Annotated in this window: 17 protein-coding genes; 10 read left to right on the forward strand and 7 right to left on the reverse strand. The window is 68.0% G+C overall.

The window, feature by feature from the left end:
- Positions 1-187: 187 nt before the first annotated feature.
- From mdcA to ACFX4F_RS15095, 9 genes are all read left to right on the forward strand, one after another.
- Positions 188-1,831 (forward strand): malonate decarboxylase subunit alpha, encoded by a 1,644-nt coding sequence (gene mdcA / locus ACFX4F_RS15055; RefSeq protein ID WP_380656642.1) that lies wholly within the window; start codon positions 188-190, stop codon positions 1,829-1,831.
- Positions 1,832-1,841: 10 nt separating this feature from the next.
- Positions 1,842-2,162, forward strand: a complete 321-nt coding sequence (gene mdcC, locus ACFX4F_RS15060) for a malonate decarboxylase acyl carrier protein (protein WP_099819354.1) — start codon at positions 1,842-1,844, stop codon at positions 2,160-2,162.
- Positions 2,159-3,067: a biotin-independent malonate decarboxylase subunit beta gene (locus ACFX4F_RS15065; RefSeq protein WP_380656646.1), complete on the forward strand. Its 909-nt coding sequence runs from the start codon at positions 2,159-2,161 to the stop codon at positions 3,065-3,067. The genes mdcC and ACFX4F_RS15065 overlap by 4 nt, the downstream gene beginning before the upstream one ends.
- A gap of 2 nt (positions 3,068-3,069) precedes the next feature.
- Positions 3,070-3,774: a biotin-independent malonate decarboxylase subunit gamma gene (mdcE, locus tag ACFX4F_RS15070; protein ID WP_380656736.1), complete on the forward strand. Its 705-nt coding sequence runs from the start codon at positions 3,070-3,072 to the stop codon at positions 3,772-3,774.
- Positions 3,767-4,417, forward strand: coding sequence for a malonate decarboxylase holo-[acyl-carrier-protein] synthase (gene mdcG, locus ACFX4F_RS15075; RefSeq protein WP_380656649.1), 651 nt, complete (start codon positions 3,767-3,769; stop codon positions 4,415-4,417). Before mdcE ends, mdcG begins: the two co-directional genes overlap by 8 nt.
- On the forward strand, positions 4,414-5,271 hold the full coding sequence (gene mdcB / locus ACFX4F_RS15080; RefSeq protein ID WP_380656652.1) for a triphosphoribosyl-dephospho-CoA synthase MdcB: 858 nt from the start codon (positions 4,414-4,416) through the stop codon (positions 5,269-5,271). Before mdcG ends, mdcB begins: the two co-directional genes overlap by 4 nt.
- On the forward strand, positions 5,268-6,188 hold the full coding sequence (gene mdcH, locus ACFX4F_RS15085) for a malonate decarboxylase subunit epsilon (protein WP_099819350.1): 921 nt from the start codon (positions 5,268-5,270) through the stop codon (positions 6,186-6,188). Before mdcB ends, mdcH begins: the two co-directional genes overlap by 4 nt.
- 101 nt (positions 6,189-6,289) lie before the next feature.
- The gene (locus tag ACFX4F_RS15090; RefSeq protein WP_099819349.1) at positions 6,290-7,657 is read left to right on the forward strand and encodes an SLC13 family permease; all 1,368 of its coding nucleotides are present in this window, start codon (positions 6,290-6,292) and stop codon (positions 7,655-7,657) included.
- A 55-nt stretch (positions 7,658-7,712) separates the two neighbouring features.
- Positions 7,713-8,432 (forward strand): GntR family transcriptional regulator, encoded by a 720-nt coding sequence (locus ACFX4F_RS15095; RefSeq protein WP_099819348.1) that lies wholly within the window; start codon positions 7,713-7,715, stop codon positions 8,430-8,432.
- A 45-nt stretch (positions 8,433-8,477) separates the two neighbouring features.
- On the opposite strand, the gene ACFX4F_RS15100 is transcribed toward ACFX4F_RS15095, so the two are convergent.
- Positions 8,478-8,816 (reverse strand): hypothetical protein, encoded by a 339-nt coding sequence (locus ACFX4F_RS15100; RefSeq protein ID WP_380656657.1) that lies wholly within the window; start codon positions 8,814-8,816, stop codon positions 8,478-8,480.
- 154 nt (positions 8,817-8,970) lie between these two features.
- Between ACFX4F_RS15100 and ACFX4F_RS15105 the strand changes: the two genes are divergently transcribed.
- Positions 8,971-9,918, forward strand: a complete 948-nt coding sequence (locus ACFX4F_RS15105) for a nucleoside hydrolase (protein WP_380656660.1) — start codon at positions 8,971-8,973, stop codon at positions 9,916-9,918.
- 4 nt (positions 9,919-9,922) lie between these two features.
- On the opposite strand, the gene ACFX4F_RS15110 is transcribed toward ACFX4F_RS15105, so the two are convergent.
- From ACFX4F_RS15110 to ACFX4F_RS15135, 6 genes are all read right to left on the reverse strand, one after another.
- Positions 9,923-11,197, reverse strand: a complete 1,275-nt coding sequence (locus ACFX4F_RS15110; RefSeq protein ID WP_380656739.1) for an MFS transporter — start codon at positions 11,195-11,197, stop codon at positions 9,923-9,925.
- A 141-nt stretch (positions 11,198-11,338) separates the two neighbouring features.
- The gene (locus ACFX4F_RS15115) at positions 11,339-12,475 is read right to left on the reverse strand and encodes a metallophosphoesterase (RefSeq protein ID WP_380656742.1); all 1,137 of its coding nucleotides are present in this window, start codon (positions 12,473-12,475) and stop codon (positions 11,339-11,341) included.
- Between the two features lie 82 nt (positions 12,476-12,557).
- On the reverse strand, positions 12,558-14,096 hold the full coding sequence (locus ACFX4F_RS15120; protein ID WP_380656663.1) for a TerC family protein: 1,539 nt from the start codon (positions 14,094-14,096) through the stop codon (positions 12,558-12,560).
- A 62-nt stretch (positions 14,097-14,158) separates the two neighbouring features.
- Positions 14,159-14,383, reverse strand: coding sequence for a helix-turn-helix transcriptional regulator (locus ACFX4F_RS15125; RefSeq protein WP_099819343.1), 225 nt, complete (start codon positions 14,381-14,383; stop codon positions 14,159-14,161).
- On the reverse strand, positions 14,383-14,850 hold the full coding sequence (locus tag ACFX4F_RS15130; RefSeq protein ID WP_059063423.1) for a DUF2975 domain-containing protein: 468 nt from the start codon (positions 14,848-14,850) through the stop codon (positions 14,383-14,385). The genes ACFX4F_RS15125 and ACFX4F_RS15130 overlap by 1 nt, the downstream gene beginning before the upstream one ends.
- Positions 14,851-15,036: 186 nt before the next feature.
- The gene (locus tag ACFX4F_RS15135; RefSeq protein WP_099819342.1) at positions 15,037-15,630 is read right to left on the reverse strand and encodes a hypothetical protein; all 594 of its coding nucleotides are present in this window, start codon (positions 15,628-15,630) and stop codon (positions 15,037-15,039) included.
- Between the last annotated feature and the right edge of the window lie 27 nt (positions 15,631-15,657).

Below are 15,657 nucleotides of genomic sequence, written 5' to 3' on the forward strand. Positions count from 1 at the left end.
CACGACCAACGGTCGTGGCCTACCTGGATGGGCCCGCCTACGCGCGGGCCCCTCTTTTTTGGGGGTGCCATTTGGTGGGTGCCGACCGTTGGTCGGCACGCCAAGCCGTCAGATTTGCTGCGCTGCGGGTTGCACACCCCTCCGTAATTATGGCGTAATTATTTCAACGCCATTCGGAAGTCCGTCGATGAACCCGAGCTGGGACACGCTGGAGCGGGGCCGCCAGGCGCGGCTGGAACGCGCCGCGCCATGGGCCAGGGGCCACGAGGTGGCGGCCGGCGATGTCGCCGAGCTGCTGCACGCGCTGCTGGAGCCGGGTGACAAGGTCTGCCTGGAAGGCAACAACCAGAAGCAGGCCGACTTCCTCGCCCAGACGCTTGCCGACCTCGACCCGGCACGTGTGCATGACCTGCACATGGTGCAGTCGGTGCTGTCGCTGCCCTCGCACCTGGATGTGTTCGAGCGCGGCATCGCCTCCCGGCTGGACTTCTCCTTCTCCGGGCCGCAGTCGGTACGGCTGGCCAACCTGGTGGCCGAGGGACGCATCCAGATCGGTGCCATCCACACCTACCTGGAACTGTTCGGCCGCTACTTCATCGACCTCACCCCGCGCGTGGCGCTGGTCGCGGCGCAGGCCGCCGACCGCCACGGTAATCTCTACACCGGCCCGAATACCGAAGACACCCCGGTGATCGTCGAAGCCACCGCATTCGGTGGCGGCATCGTCATCGCCCAGGTCAACGAGATCGTCGACACCCTCCCCCGCGTCGACATTCCTGCCGACTGGGTCAACTTCGTGGTGCAGGCGCCGCGCCCGAACCATATCGAACCGCTGTTCACCCGCGACCCGGCACAGATCTCCGAGATCCAGGTGCTGATGGCGATGATGGCGATCAAGGGCATCTACGCCGAGTACGGGGTGAACCGCCTCAACCACGGCATCGGTTTCGATACCGCGGCGATCGAACTGCTGCTGCCGACCTATGCCGAATCGTTGGGGCTGAAGGGAAAGATCTGCCAGCACTGGGCGCTCAATCCGCACCCGGCGCTGATTCCGGCCATCGAATCGGGCTTCGTCAAATCGGTGCACTCGTTCGGCTCGGAACTGGGCATGGAGAAGTACATCGCCGCGCGCGGGGATGTGTTCTTCACCGGCGCCGACGGTTCGATGCGCTCCAACCGTGCGTTCTCGCAGACTGCAGGACTGTATGCCTGCGACATGTTCATCGGCTCCACGTTGCAGATCGACCTGCAGGGCAACAGTTCCACCGCCACCCGCGACCGTATCGCCGGCTTTGGTGGCGCGCCCAACATGGGCTCGGATGCACGCGGCCGCCGCCATGCCAGCGACGCCTGGCTCAAGGCGGGCCAGCAGGCCGCGCGGCCGGGCGAAATGCCGCGTGGGCGCAAGCTGGTGGTGCAGATGGTGGAAACCTTCCGCGAGCACATGGCGCCGGCCTTCGTCGACCGCCTGGATGCCTGGGAACTGGCCGAACGCGCGGCCATGCCGCTGCCGCCGGTGATGATCTACGGCGACGACGTCAGCCATGTGCTGACCGAGGAAGGCATCGCCAACCTGCTGCTGTGCCGCAGCCCGGAAGAGCGCGAGCAGGCGATCCGCGGCGTGGCCGGCTACACCGCCGTGGGCAGGGGCCGCGATCGCGCGATGGTGGAAAACCTGCGCGACCGTGGAGTGATCCGGCGCCCGGGCGATCTCGGCATCAACGTGCGCGATGCCAGCCGCGATCTTCTTGCCGCGCGTTCGGTGAAAGACCTGGTGCGCTGGTCCGGCGGTCTGTACGACCCGCCCAAGCGCTTCCGCAACTGGTAAGGGGCACGCCATGGAAACCCTCGACTATCGATTCGACGGCACGACGCCTGTGCGCTTCCCCACCGATGCCGTGCTGGTGGGCGTACTGGCCTCGGGCAACCTGGAAATCCTGCTGGAACCGGCCGACCTGGACGGTGCGATGACGGTGCGCATCATCACCGCCGCGCGTGGCTTCGGCACGGTATGGCAGGCGGTGATCGCCGACTTCGCGCAGCGTCACCCCCTGCGCGATGTACGCGTGTCGATCAACGATGCCGGCGCCACACCGGCGGTGGTCAGCCTGCGCCTGGACCAGGCGGTTGAGACCCTGCATGCCGGAGGCCAGCCATGACGCTCGCACAGCGCAGCAGCTACTACGAAGCCGATGCCCGCGCGCGCATCGCCGGGCTGCTCGATGCAGGATCGTTCCACGAATTTCTCGGCCCTGCCCGACGCGCCATAAGTCCGCACCTCGCGCAGCTGGACCAACCGGCCGCCTTCGACGATGGCATCGTCGTCGGCGAAGGACGCCTGCGCGGCAAGCGCGTCCTGGTGGCCGCGCAGCAGGGGGAATTCATGGGCGGCGGCGTGGGCGAGGTGCATGGCGCCAAGCTGACCGGCCTGCTGCGCCGTGCGGCAGCCACCCATCCCGATGGCGTGCTGCTGCTGCTCGATACCGGTGGTGTGCGCCTGCACGAAGCCAACGCCGGCCTGATCGCCATTTCCGAAATCATGCGTGCCGCCCTGGGTGCGCGGGCCGCTGGCGTCCCGGTCGTGGCGCTGATCGGCAGTGGCAACGGCGCCTTCGGTGGCATGGGCATCGTCGCCCGCTGCTGCAGCACAGTGATCATGTCCGAGGAGGGACGGCTGTCGCTGTCTGGCCCGGAGGTGATCGAGACCGTGCGCGGCGTGGAGGAATTCGATTCGCGCGACCGCGCACTGGTGTGGCGGGTGACCGGTGGCAAGCACCGCTACCTGATCGACCAGGCGCAGGTACTGGTGCCCGATGCGATCAGCGCGTTTGCGCAGGCAGCCTTTGATGCACTGCAGCCAGACACCGCCAGTGCCGACCCCGACGCGGCGCTGGCCGCGTTGCAGGCACGCCACGCCGCATTGAAAGCGCGCGTGGCGGCATGGGGCGACTGCAACGATGGACTGCAGATCTGGGCACGCCAGGGCATTGCGGAGCCAGAACGCCTGGCACTGCTGGAAACCGATGCCTTCCTTGCCGCCACCGCGCACCGGAGCCTGCCATGAGCCTGCCATTGAATACGCTGCTGGACGCGCTGTTCCCGCGTGGCCACGCAATCACGGTGAACGACTCGGTACTGACCGGAACAGCGACCACCGACGACGGCGAGGTGACCGTGATCGGCACCACCGACAAGATCGAAGTGGGCGTTGACCATGCGCTGGTGCTGGCCGACACCGTGCTGGCCAGCACCGCTGCACATCCGCAGCGTCCGATCGTGATGCTGGTCGATACCGCCGGCCAGCGCCTGGCGCGCCGCGATGAACTGCTGGGCATCAACGGCTACTTCGCCCACCTCGCACAGACCCTGGACCTGGCCCGCCGTCGTGGTGCGCGCCTGGTCACGCTGGTCTACGGCGAATCGGTCAGCGGTGGCTTCCTGTCGTTCGGGTTGATGGCCGACCACATCCATGCCCTGCCCGATGCGCAGGTGCGAGTGATGGACCTGCGCGCGATGGCACGGGTGACCAAGCAGCCGTTGGAAAAACTGCAGGCGCTGAGCCTTACCTCGCCAGTGTTCGCGCCGGGCGTGGAGAACTATGTGACGATGGGCGCGGTGCAATCGCTGTGGGAGGGCGAGCTGGCCCATCACCTGCTGGACGCACTGCGTGCACCCGCCGACGGTGACCATCGCGCTGCGCTGGGTGCCGAACGCGGTGGCCGCACATTGGCTGCGCAGGTGGCCGCCGCCGTGAGCCAGGGCAATGCCTGAGCGGCCTGCCCGGCACACGCTGGTCTGGCTGTCGGCCGACGCCGATTGGCGCGCAGACCTGCCCACGCACGAGCCGCGCCTTGCCGCATGGCTGGCGCAGGGCTTCCCTGCCGTAGTGGCACGTCGTGCGGCGGATGATCCCGATCCGCGCCTGCGACTGGGCGTTCCACTGCCACCGGCCGAAGGCAAGCAGAGGCTGTCGTTGCGCGTACCGCTGCACGACGTCGCTCGCATGCACGCACCGCCGGCATTGAGTGAGCTGCTGGCGGCAGGCGACGCCGTGGTTCCGCAGGCGTGGCAGCAATCGCTTCACGACCTGCAGGCACTGGCCCCGGCCCGTGTGTTCGGCGCCTTCGCCTGGCAATGGCTGACCGCCCTGCCCTACGTGCATGAGCGTTCGGACATCGACCTGCTGTGGCAGGTGACCGATGCCGCGCAGGCCGAGGCGCTGATCGCGCAGTTGCTGGCATGGGAGACGCGCTATCCGCATCGCCTCGATGGCGAGCTGTGCCTGCCCGATGGTGGCGCGGTGAACTGGCGCGAACTTGCCGGCCGCAGTCGCCAGGTGCTGGTGAAGCGCTTGGACGGAGCCGCATTGGAAGCGCGCGATACGCTATTCGCCACGCGCGAGGTAACCGCATGATCGCCGCCCGGCAGCCGTTGCCTGCATGCGGCACGGTGGTCGACAGCGCACGCCTGGGACGGCTGGCCATTGCCAGCCTGCACACCGAGCTGGCCTGCGCCCCGAAACCGGGCCTGGTCACGCCGTTCAACAGTGGCAGCCATGACGACATGGATGCCAGCACCTTCCTGCGCAGCCTGTTCGCCCTGCGCCACTACTTCACTGCGGTGGCCAGGGCCGGTGCCGCGGGTGCCCCCTTCACGGTGCTGCGCGATCACGGCATTGCCGCCGAAACGGCCATGCTGGCCGCCACCGCCGGTATCAACACCCATCGCGGCGCGATCTTCAGCCTTGGCCTACTGGTGGCCGCCGCTGCTGAGCGCAGGCGCGTGCATGGCCATGCTGTATCCGGCGCACAGGTGTGTCTGGCAGTCCAGCAGTGGAACGACGCGCTCATCGCGGCGCCACTGGACCCGCACAGCCCGGGACAACGCGCGCGCGCACGCCATGGGGTCAGAGGCGTACGCGAGCAGGCCGCCGCTGGTTACCCGGTGTTGCGCGAGCTGGCCCTGCCGACCCTGCGCCACGCGCTGCACAGCGGCCTGCCGCGCGACGCCGCGCTGTGCCACACGCTGATGCAGCTGATGGCGCAGGTGGACGATCTGAACCTGCTGCACCGTGGTGGCGCCGAGGGCCTGCGTTGGGCGCAACAACAGGCAACCACCTTCCTTTCCTCGGGCGGGGCCTTCGCGCCGGACTGGCGCATGCGCCTGCAGTCCATGGGCGATGCGTTCGTGATGCGTCGGCTGAGCCCGGGTGGCAGTGCCGATCTGCTGGCCTGCGCCTGGTTCCTGCTGCAGCAGGAGGGCGCATGAGCCTGGCCCTGCTCTGCCCCGGACAAGGTGCGCAGCATCCGGCGATGTTCGACCGCGTGCGTGGCCTCGCCGCTGCACGCGCGGTACTGGACGCGGCGGGCGACGTGCTGGGACGCGACGTGTTCGCTGCCGCAGCCGCCGACGACCGCTTCGACAACACACAGGCGCAACCGCTGTTGTGCGCCGCCAGCATCGCGCAATGGCATGTCCTGCGCGACGCCCTGCCGAGCCCGATCGTGCTGGCCGGGTACAGCATCGGCGAACTGGCGGCGCACGCCATTGCTGGCAGTTTCGATGCCAGCACCTGCCTTTCACTGTCGGCCCAGCGCGCGCGCCTGATGGATGCTGCCAGTCCCGCCGGTGCGGGCATGCAGGCGGTCCTCGGCCTGGATCGACAGACGCTGCAGCCGCTGTGCGACACGCACGGCACGTATGTGGCCATCGCCAACGGCGCAGATCATTTCATCGTTGGCGGCACGCAGCAGGCACTGCAGGCGCTGGCCGCTGCCGCGCACGCGCAGGGCGCGGAGCTCCGCTTGCTGCCGGTGCATGTGCCCGCCCACACGCCACTGCTGTCGGCGGCAGTCGAGCCGTTTGCCACAGCGCTGCAGGCCACCACGTTGCGCGCGCCGCGCGTGCCGCTGCTGGCCGGCATCGACGCACGGCCGGTGCGCGACACCGCAGCGGTGGTGCACACGCTGTCTGCGCAGCTTGCACAGACCATCGAATGGGCACAGGTGATGCGCCAGGCCTTCGAGCGCGGCGCGCGGGTGTTCCTGCAGCTGGGCCCGGGCAACGCACTGGCACGCATGATCGCGCCGGCCTATCCGTGCTGCGAGGTGCGCGCGATCGAGGAATTCCAGAGCCTGGACGGCGTGGCGGCGTGGGTCCGCAGCGCGCTGCAGCGGCTGCAGTAACGGGTTTGAGCAGTACGTAACGCGCAGTACGTAACAGGCCATACCCGGGGATGGCGGGCTTCCATCCGTGCAGTACGCGAATCAGGTGTCTGGGAGGGCGCATGACTCCACAAATTGCAACGATCATCGGTCTGGTGATCATGTTCATCGTCGCCACTGCGATGCCGATCAACATGGGTGCCGTCGCCTTCGCGCTGGCCTTCATCATCGGCGGGCTGTGGGTCGACATGGGGGGCAAGGAGGTCCTCGCCGGCTTCCCGGGCGACCTGTTCCTGACCCTGGTCGGCATCACCTACCTGTTCGCCATCGCGCAGAAGAACGGCACCATCGACCTGCTGGTGCACTGGGCGGTGAAAGCGGTACGCGGCCATATCGTCGCCATCCCGTGGGTGATGTTCGTGATCACCGCGGTGCTGACCGCCTTCGGTGCGCTCGGCCCGGCGGCGGTGGCGATCATCGGCCCGGTCGCACTGCGCTTTGCCAAGCAGTACAACATCAACCCGCTGATGATGGGCCTGCTGGTGATTCATGGTGCGCAGGCGGGTGGCTTCTCGCCGATCAGCGTGTACGGCAGCATCACCAATGGCGTGGTGCAGAAGGCCGGGCTGGAAGTCACCGAGATGGCGGTGTTCCTGACCAGTCTCGGCTTCAACTTCATGATGGCCACGATCTGCTTCTTCGCCTTCGGCGGCATCGCGCTGCTGCGCCGCGGTTCGATCACTGCGGCGGGCAAGGTCGGCACCGCGGAACTGGCGATGGCCGGTGGTCCGCAGGCCTCGTCGCGGCAGTTCGCCATCGAAGGTCACGGTGCGCTGGTCGCGGCCGGTGGTGGCACCCTGTCCAACGATCCGGTGGCACTGGATGCGGTGGGCCTGACCCGCGAGCGGTTGTTCACCCTGATCGGCCTGCTCGGCCTGGGCGTGGCCGCACTGATTTACAACCTCAACGTCGGCCTGGTCTCGATCACCGTGGCGGTGGTGCTGGCACTGCTGTCGCCGCAGAGCCAGAAGGGTGCGGTGGATGGCATCAGCTGGTCCACCGTGCTGCTGATCTGCGGCGTGGTCACCTACATCGGCGTACTCGAACATGCCGGTGCCGTCGACTTCATCGGCCACGGGGTTTCCAGCATCGGCATCCCGCTGCTGGGCGCGCTGCTGGTCTGCTACGTGGGGGGCATCGTCTCCGCATTCGCCTCGTCGGCAGCGGTGCTGGGTGCCACCATTCCGCTGGCCGTGCCGTTCCTGATGCAGGGCCATCTCAGCGCCGCTGGCGTGATCTGTGCGCTGGCCGTGTCCTCCACCATCGTCGATGTCAGTCCGTTCTCGACCAACGGCGCATTGGTAGTGGCCTCGGCCGCGAAGGAAGAACGCGAAACGCTGTTCCGCCGCTTCCTTGTCTACAGCGGCCTGGTGGTGGCATTCGGTCCGCTGCTGGCCTGGCTGGTGTTCGTGGTGCCGGGCTGGATGTAAATGCCTGCGGTAGTGCCGGTCGCTGGCCGGCACTACCTGGCGTTACACTTTGTGCATGGCCATTGCTCCCGCTCCGCGTACTCCGAAGAAGCGCGCCCCTCTGTACGAAGAGGTGGCCGAGCACGTGCGCGAGCGGATCTACGACTACCGCCTGCCCCCGGGCGAGTGGATCGACGAGCCGGCGTTGTGCGAGGAACTGGGTATCAGCCGCACGCCGCTGCGTGAAGCGCTGAAACTGCTCGCCGCCGAAGGCCTCGTGCAGATCGATGCCGGACGAGGCGCGCGGGTGACCCGGCTGACACTGGAAGACCTCAACCAGCTGTTCCCGGTGATGGCGATGCTGGAAGGCCGCTGTGCGCATGAAGCGGTCAAGCACATCGACGACGCCGGCGTGCAGCAGCTGGAAGAACTGCACGCGGCGATGGAAACGGCCGCCGCAGACGGCAACATCGCCGAGTACTATCGCAACAACTACCTCATCCACGAGACGGTGCAGCATTACGCCGGCAATCCGTGGCTGATCCGCATCACCCACGACCTGCACCGCATCCTGAAGATGCATCGCGGGCGCCAGCTGCTGGCACCGGGGCGCACCGCGCAGTCGCTGGCCGAACACCGCGAACTGATGGAGTGCTTCCGCCAGCGCGATGCCGCGGCCGCCGAACGCACGATGGAACGGCACCTGCTCAGCCAGGGCCAGGCCTTGGCCGCGTATGTGGCGAGCGGGGGATTGTTGAACGTGCCTGCGCCGTTGCCGACCGAAGGCGGGAGCTGAGTTCATGGGGTTGCCGGCCGCTGGCCGGCAACCTGGAACCTCGCGTCAATCACCGCCGCCGCAGCTGCCTCCGTCACCACCGCCACCGCTGTCGCCGCTGCCGCAGTCCGAGCTGCTGTAGCTGTGGTGGCTGTTGCTGTCGCCGGAATAGCCGCCGGAGAAATCGGCGGACCCACTGCCACTGCCATCGCCCCGTGCGGGTGAGCCATCGGCAGTAGCCATTGCCATGCATACGATCGCGCCGACCAGCGGCAGCAGCCACACCACCAGCAGCTGCCCGGCGCGGCTGCTGACGGGAAGGTCGTCGCGCCCCAGCACCACGAAGCTGGCCACCAGGTTCAGCCCCAGCACCAGGGCAATCAGGACGAGGGTCACAGCCAGCATGGCGCAGCTCCTTGCGACGGGTTCGGGCCCGCAGACGATACCACCGCCGCCAGTTCGCCCTGCCTGTCATGAAGATGGGACAATGTAGGGCGCGCCGGCCTGCCCTCGGGGCCGCCGGCCCCCCTGCACCACACGGAAGAAGAAGAACAACAACATGCTGAAAGTCATTTTCGATACCGACCCGGGCGTCGACGACGCGCTGGCGCTGCTGTACCTGCACAAGCACCCGCAGATCGACCTGATCGGCGTCACCACCACCTTCGGCAATGCCTCGGTGGCGTCGACCACGCACAATGCGCTGTACCTGAAGCAGGCCTGGGGCCTGTCCGCGCCGGTCGCGCGCGGCGCTGAAGGCCCGCTGCAGCCCGAAGCCACCCCGGAAGCCTGGCCGGTGCACATCCATGGTCACAACGGCCTGGGCAACCACCCGGTGCCGGACGCTCTGGATGTGGCCGCTGATGCGCGCCCGGCCCACCAGCTGATCATCGACCTGGTGCGCGCCCATCCGGGCGAAGTGACCCTGGTGGCGGTCGGCCGCATGACCAACCTGGCGCTGGCCCTGCAGCAGGCCCCGGACATCGCCGGCCTGGTGCGTGGCGTGGTGCTGATGGGCGGTGCGTTCCACGTCAACGGCAACATCACTCCGGCGGCCGAAGCCAACATCTGGGGCGACGCCGAAGCGGCTGACATCGTCTTCACTGCCCATTGGCCGGTCACCGCCATCGGCCTGGACGTGACCACCCGCGTGGAGATGAACCGCGACGGTCTGGACAAGCTGGCCGCGATCGGTGGCGCCGATGCCGAACTGGTCCGCGCCCTGTCGCAGGACTACGTCGACTTCTACCTGCAGGCCGGCCACAAGGGCATGGTCGTGCACGACTGCTGCGCCTGCATCGCCCTGACCCGCCCGGAGCTGTTCCAGTTCGAGCGCGCCAGCGTGCGCGTGGCCACCGACGGCGTCGCCCGTGGCATGACCATTCCCAAGCCGGAAGGTATGGGCTTCGGCCCCAGCGTGTGGGACGGCCACGTGCTGCAGTCGATTGCCATTGGCGTTGATGCGGCCGCAGTGCTGGCCGACATCGAGCAGACCCTGAAGGTCTAAGCGCTCACTGCCCGCCCCGGGACACGGGGCGGGTCTTCGGCACGGTCTCCGGCAGCGTCCACAGCACCGGCAGCACCAGCACCGCCACCAGCGCGATCATCGCCCCCGGCGCCGCCGCCCAACCGCTGCGCTCGACCCACCATTGCGCCAGCCACGGCGTCGCCCCGCCGAACACTGCGGTGGCCATGGTTACCCCCAACGCCAGTCCACTGACCCGGCCCTCGCCCGGGAACTGTTCTGCCGTGGCCGGTGCCGCCACGGCACTGATGCCGCCGGCCACGCAGGCCAGCACCACCGCTGCGAGCACGATGCCCAACGGCGCGGCGGACGCCATCCAGCCGAACATCGACAGCGGCAGCAGCGCCGCCAGCACCGTCAGCCCCAGCAACAGCGGACGCCGCCCGAAGCGGTCGGACAACGCGCCGCACAGCGGGGTGATCGCGATCACCGCCACCGCTGCAATGGTCGACAGCCACAGCGCATCGCCTTCGTCATGTCCCTGCGCGTGCAGGAACGCCGGCACATAGGTGATGCCCACGTAGTAGGTGATCGACCCCAGCGCGGAAATCGCAAACGTGCGCGCCACCGCACCCGGGTGGTTGCGCAGGACATGCCGCAGCGGCGTGGCCGGAATGCTGCCCTCGCACCGCTGCCGTTCGAACTCCGGCGATTCGTGCATGCCCGAACGCGCGATCAGGATCACCAGTGCCAGCGCCGCGCCGAAGAAGAACGGGATCCGCCAGCCCCAGCTGTCCAGCTGCGGCGCAGGCAACAGCGCCACGGTGAGCGCGGAGATCGCCACCGCCAGCAGCGCGCCCACTTCACTGGCCGCCGAGGCCAACGAAGTGACCAGGCCGCGTCGTCGCGCCGGCGCGCTTTCCAGCAGATAGGCGACCACGCCGGTGTATTCGCCGCCCACCGAGAATGCCATCACGCAGCGCAGGATCAACAGCAGCACGCCAGCCGTCGCGCCGGCGGTCGCTGCCGTCGGCAGCAACGCGGTGGCCAGCATGGCCGCCGCCATCAGCGCCATCGAGGCCAGCAGCATCCAGCGCCGGCCGAGCCGGTCGCCCAGGTGGCCGAAGCACAGCGCACCGAGCGGACGCATCAGGTAGGACACCGCGAAGCCGGCCAGGGCGACCAGCATCGCCTCCTGCCCGCCGCCAAAGAACACCCGCGACAGCACCGTGGCGAAGTACAGGTACAGGGTGAAGTCGTACCACTCCACTACCGTGGAGAGGCCGGCCACCCACATCGAGCGCTGCCGCCCCGCCGTCATTGCGTGCTTTCCTTCATGGCCAAAGGGTGTCATGGCGGCAGTGACGAAGCAGTAGATCCACGCCATGCGTGGATGCTCGCCCTCCCTGGCAAACGGGGTCGGAGCCCTTTGCTATTCGCAAAGGGATCCGACCCCACTCTGTCACCGCGCCCGGCGCAGGGTGATCAACGTGATCTCCGACGGCACGCCGATGCGGGCCGGGAATCCCGCCCACAGGCCGGCGCCGTTGCTCACGTACAGCGTCATGCCATCCACCGTGTAGCGGCCGGAAACGAAGCCGCCGTTGGCGCGCTTCACCAGCTGGTTCATGCCGATGATCTGGCCACCATGGGTGTGCCCGGAAAGCTGCAGCTTCACCCCGCGTGCAGCCGCTTCGCGTGCATTGCGCGGCCGATGGTCGAGCAGGATCACCGGCGCGGCAGGATCGGTACCGGCCAGCGCGGCCTCGAGGTCAGGCAGTGGCAGGCCATAGCGCGAGGCCACCGGGTCGGTTACTCCGGCGATGGTCAGCGCGGCATCGCCACGGCGCACCTGGGTGTGGCTGTTTTCCAGCACCTGCATGTGCAGCGCGCGGAACGCCTGCATCCATTCGCTGTACTGCGCGTAGTACTCGTGGTTGCCGGTGATGGCGATCACACCGTCCGGCGCACGCAGGTCAGCCAGTGGGGTGTAATCGTTGCGGCGCGCCTGCACCGTGCCGTCGATCAGGTCGCCGGTGATCACCACCAGGTCAGGTTGCAGTGCATTGCTTTCCGCCACGACCTGGCGCACCCAGTCGCCGGTGAGCAGGCGGCTGGCATGGATATCGGTGAGCTGCAGCACGCGGTAGCCATCGAAGGCCTGCGGCAGGCCGGCGATGGCCACCTCGATCTGGCGCGGCTTGGGTACGGCCATGCCCTGGCTGACACCGAAAGCGCTGAGCAGCAGCGCCAGCACCGCGGCAGACGGGCGCAGCGCCCTGCTGCGCAGTGCAGAGAGGGCGCGCGATGCGCGCAGCAGGCGCGCAGCCAACAGGCTGGCGTCCAGCACCAGCAGCGCCAGGGCCAGCAGCAGCACCGCGGTGGAGCCGGTGGCCAGCGTGGCGATGGCCATCTTCGGAATTTCCGGCGAGGCCATCGTGCCCCAGAAGCTGGCGACGATGCGCAGCTGCACGGCAATGCCGACCAGCAGCGCGGACAGCACCACCTTCAACCAGACAGGCAGGCGCAACGGCCAGAACAGGCGCCAGGCCACATACAGGCCCATCAGAAAACCAATCGTACTCAGCACTACGACAATCCAGAACGGCAAACAGGCCCGCCATGGTGACGGCAGAAGATGGCAATGGATAGAGCCGAGCACGGGCTCGGCTCTACCGTCGTCACGCCTCCGGCAAGCGCTCCACCCGCAATCGTGTGATGCGGCGCTTCTCCATCGCCAGCACGGTGATGCGGATACCGGCCACCTCCAGCGTGTCGTCGATGTCGGGCAGGCGCCCCAGCTGTTCCAGCACCAGCCCGGAGATGGTCATGTAGTCCGGACTGCGCGGCAGCGACACGCCGGCCAGCCGCTGCAGGTCGTCCAGGGTCAGCGCGCCGTCGGCGTCCCAGCAGTCCTCGCCCTGCGCGACCACGCCATAGCGCTCATCCTGGGTGTCGGCGAGGTCACCGGCGATGGCCGCCAGCAGGTCATTGGCGGTCACCAGGCCTTCCACGCTGCCGTACTCGTCCACCGCCACCGCCAGCGGCACCGGGTGCTGGCGGATCAGCTCCAGGGCCTGCAAGGCACTGGCGCTGGACAGCACGTACTGCGGCTCGCGCAGGTTGCCTTCCAGCTGCAACGGCTTGCCCTGCAGCAGGTCGGCCAGCAGGTCGCGGCTCTGCACCACGCCACGCAGGCTGTCCAGGTCCCCTTCGCCCACCAGCATCCGCGTATGCGGCGACGCCACCAGGCGGGCGACCACATCATCGTGACCACGCGCCATGTCGATCCACTGCACGTCGGCACGCACGGTCATCACGCTGGACACCGGGCGGTCAGCCAGGCCCAGCACGCTGCGGATCATCTCGTGCTCGGCCGGCTGCAGGCGTTCTTCGGTACTGCCGCGCTCGTCGGCTTCTTCCTCATCGTGGCCATTGGCCTGGCGCGCGCCCAGCAGGCGCAGCACGGCGTCGGCGGTACGCTGTCGGAACGGCTGGCGCTGCTCGTTGCGCTCGCGGTTGAAACGTATCCACTGGTTGAACGCCTCCACCAGGATCGAGAACGCGATGGCCGCGTACAGGTACCCCTTCGGAATCCTGTAGCCCAGGCCCTCGGCCACCAGGCTGAAACCGATCATCAGCAGGAAGCCCAGGCACAGCACCACCACGGTCGGATGCTTGTTGACGAAGCGGGTCAGCGGCTTGCTGGCCAGCAGCATCAGCGCCATCGCGATGGTCACCGCCGCGTACATCACGCCGAGGTTGTCGACCATGCCGACGGCGGTGATCACCGAGTCCAGCGAGAACACCGCATCGAGCACCACGATCTGCGCCACCACCATTGCGAAGCTGGCATAGACCTTCTTGCCATCTTCGTGATGCTCGCGGCCTTCCAGCCGCTCGTGCAGTTCCATGGTGCCCTTGAACAGCAGGAACAGGCCGCCGCCGAGCAGAATCAGATCGCGGCCGGAGAAACTGTGCTCGAACAGCGTGAGCAGCGGTTCGGTCAGTTTCATGATCCAGGCCAGCGCGGCCAGCAGCACCAGCCGCATCAGCAGCGCCAGTGCCAGGCCGATCACCCGCGCGCGGTCGCGCTGGTGCGGCGGCAGCTTGTCGGCCAGGATCGCGATGAACACCAGGTTGTCGATGCCGAGAACGATCTCCAGCACGACCAGGGTTGCAAGGCCCATCCATATCGAGGGGTCAGCCAACCATTCCATTTCAGGTCCGTTTCGTCAGTAAGGGGAAAGTGGTGCGGTGCAGGTGTGCGGCGAGGCGAAGGTCAATCCGCATCCTGCGCCTGCGTCGGGTCATGCCCGAGCAGGTCGCCGGGGCTGCATTGCAGTTCGCGGCAGATTGCATCGAGCGTGGAAAAGCGGATCGCACGCGCCTTGCCGGTCTTCAGGATCGACAGGTTGGCCAGGGTGATGTCGATGCGCCCGGCCAGCTCGGACAGGGTCATGCCACGTTGCTGCAGCATGCGGTCCAGAGTGATGACGATCGCCATCAGATCACACCGTCCAGATCGTCGCGCATCGCTGCGCCGACGGTGAACACCCGCGCCAGCACGAACAGCATCAGCACCGCGACCAGGCCGGTGATCGACATGCCGCCGCCCACCTCCATCCAGGCGAAGTCCGGTCCCATCCAGCTGGCGTACAGACCGATCACGATCGACAGCACCTCCATCGCCAGCATCAGCCAGGCCATGCGTTGCAGGCGTACGGCGTTGGCATGGGTGAAGGGGCGTTCGTTGGCCGCAGACCGCAGCAGCCGCGCCAGGTGGCGCAGGAACACCAGGCACAGCACCAACAGCGCGACGATGGCGGCCAGGCCTACGCAGAAATGCAGGAACAGATGCGAACCGTGCATGGCCGCCGCCTGCGCATCGTGCACGCTGTCCAGCAGCCAGCTGCGGTCGTAGGCCACCAGCGGGACTGCCAGCAGCGCGGCCAGGATGCCCAGCCAGCACATCGCGCGCACCGCCTGCACGGCGGTCTGGGCCAGGGTGAACAAGCCGCGCGCAGGAAGGGCGCGGGCAGGACGAGCGGTCAAGCAGCCTCCGATGTGGAGCGGCCCTGCCGCCCCGGGGTGTATTTATCGATAAACGATATATCACATCCGCAGGCTGTTGGCTGAATCGCTTCCGCTCCGGCGCCGTTACCGGGCGGGTGCGGATGCCGGCGGCGCGGCCTGTTCGCGCATCGCCTCGCCTGGCGTGGCCGAGGCCATTGCCTGCACTCCCGCCTCGGCGGCCTGCCGGGTGACCAGCCGGAAGCGCACGCGCAGCTTGCTTTCGCCCGGCGTTGCCCAGCCGTACTGGATCGCCACCTGGTCGCCGGACAATGGACCGCGCGAGGGCAGCGAGCGGATCTGCAGTGGCTTCGGTGCAGCCTGCATCAGCCGTGCGAAGCCCTTCTGCACCACCGCCGGGTCGGCCTTCTCGGCATACACGGTGCAGGTGCCATCGTCGGCCCAGCTGACCGCATAGCGGCCACTGGCCAACGGCACCATCCACGCCATGCCCGGCTGGCCCTGCAGCAGCGTAGCGGCCTCGGCCGGCTGCAACGGCGTCAGGCCGTTGGCCTCCATCAGCGACTGCAGGCGCGCCGGTGCACCGATGTGCTGCATGCAGGCGGTGTCGAACAGTTCGCTGAAGGGATCCTGCGCGGGTGTTTTCGGCGCACGCGCGGGCTGGGCCATCACCACGATCGGCAGCAGCAGGCCAGCCATCAGCCAGGGCGCAGGGCGCATCGGAACTCCAGGGAACGGAAAACAGCG

This window comes from Stenotrophomonas sp. YIM B13575 (assembly GCF_042787595.1).
Taxonomy (GTDB): domain Bacteria; phylum Pseudomonadota; class Gammaproteobacteria; order Xanthomonadales; family Xanthomonadaceae; genus Stenotrophomonas; species Stenotrophomonas lactitubi_B.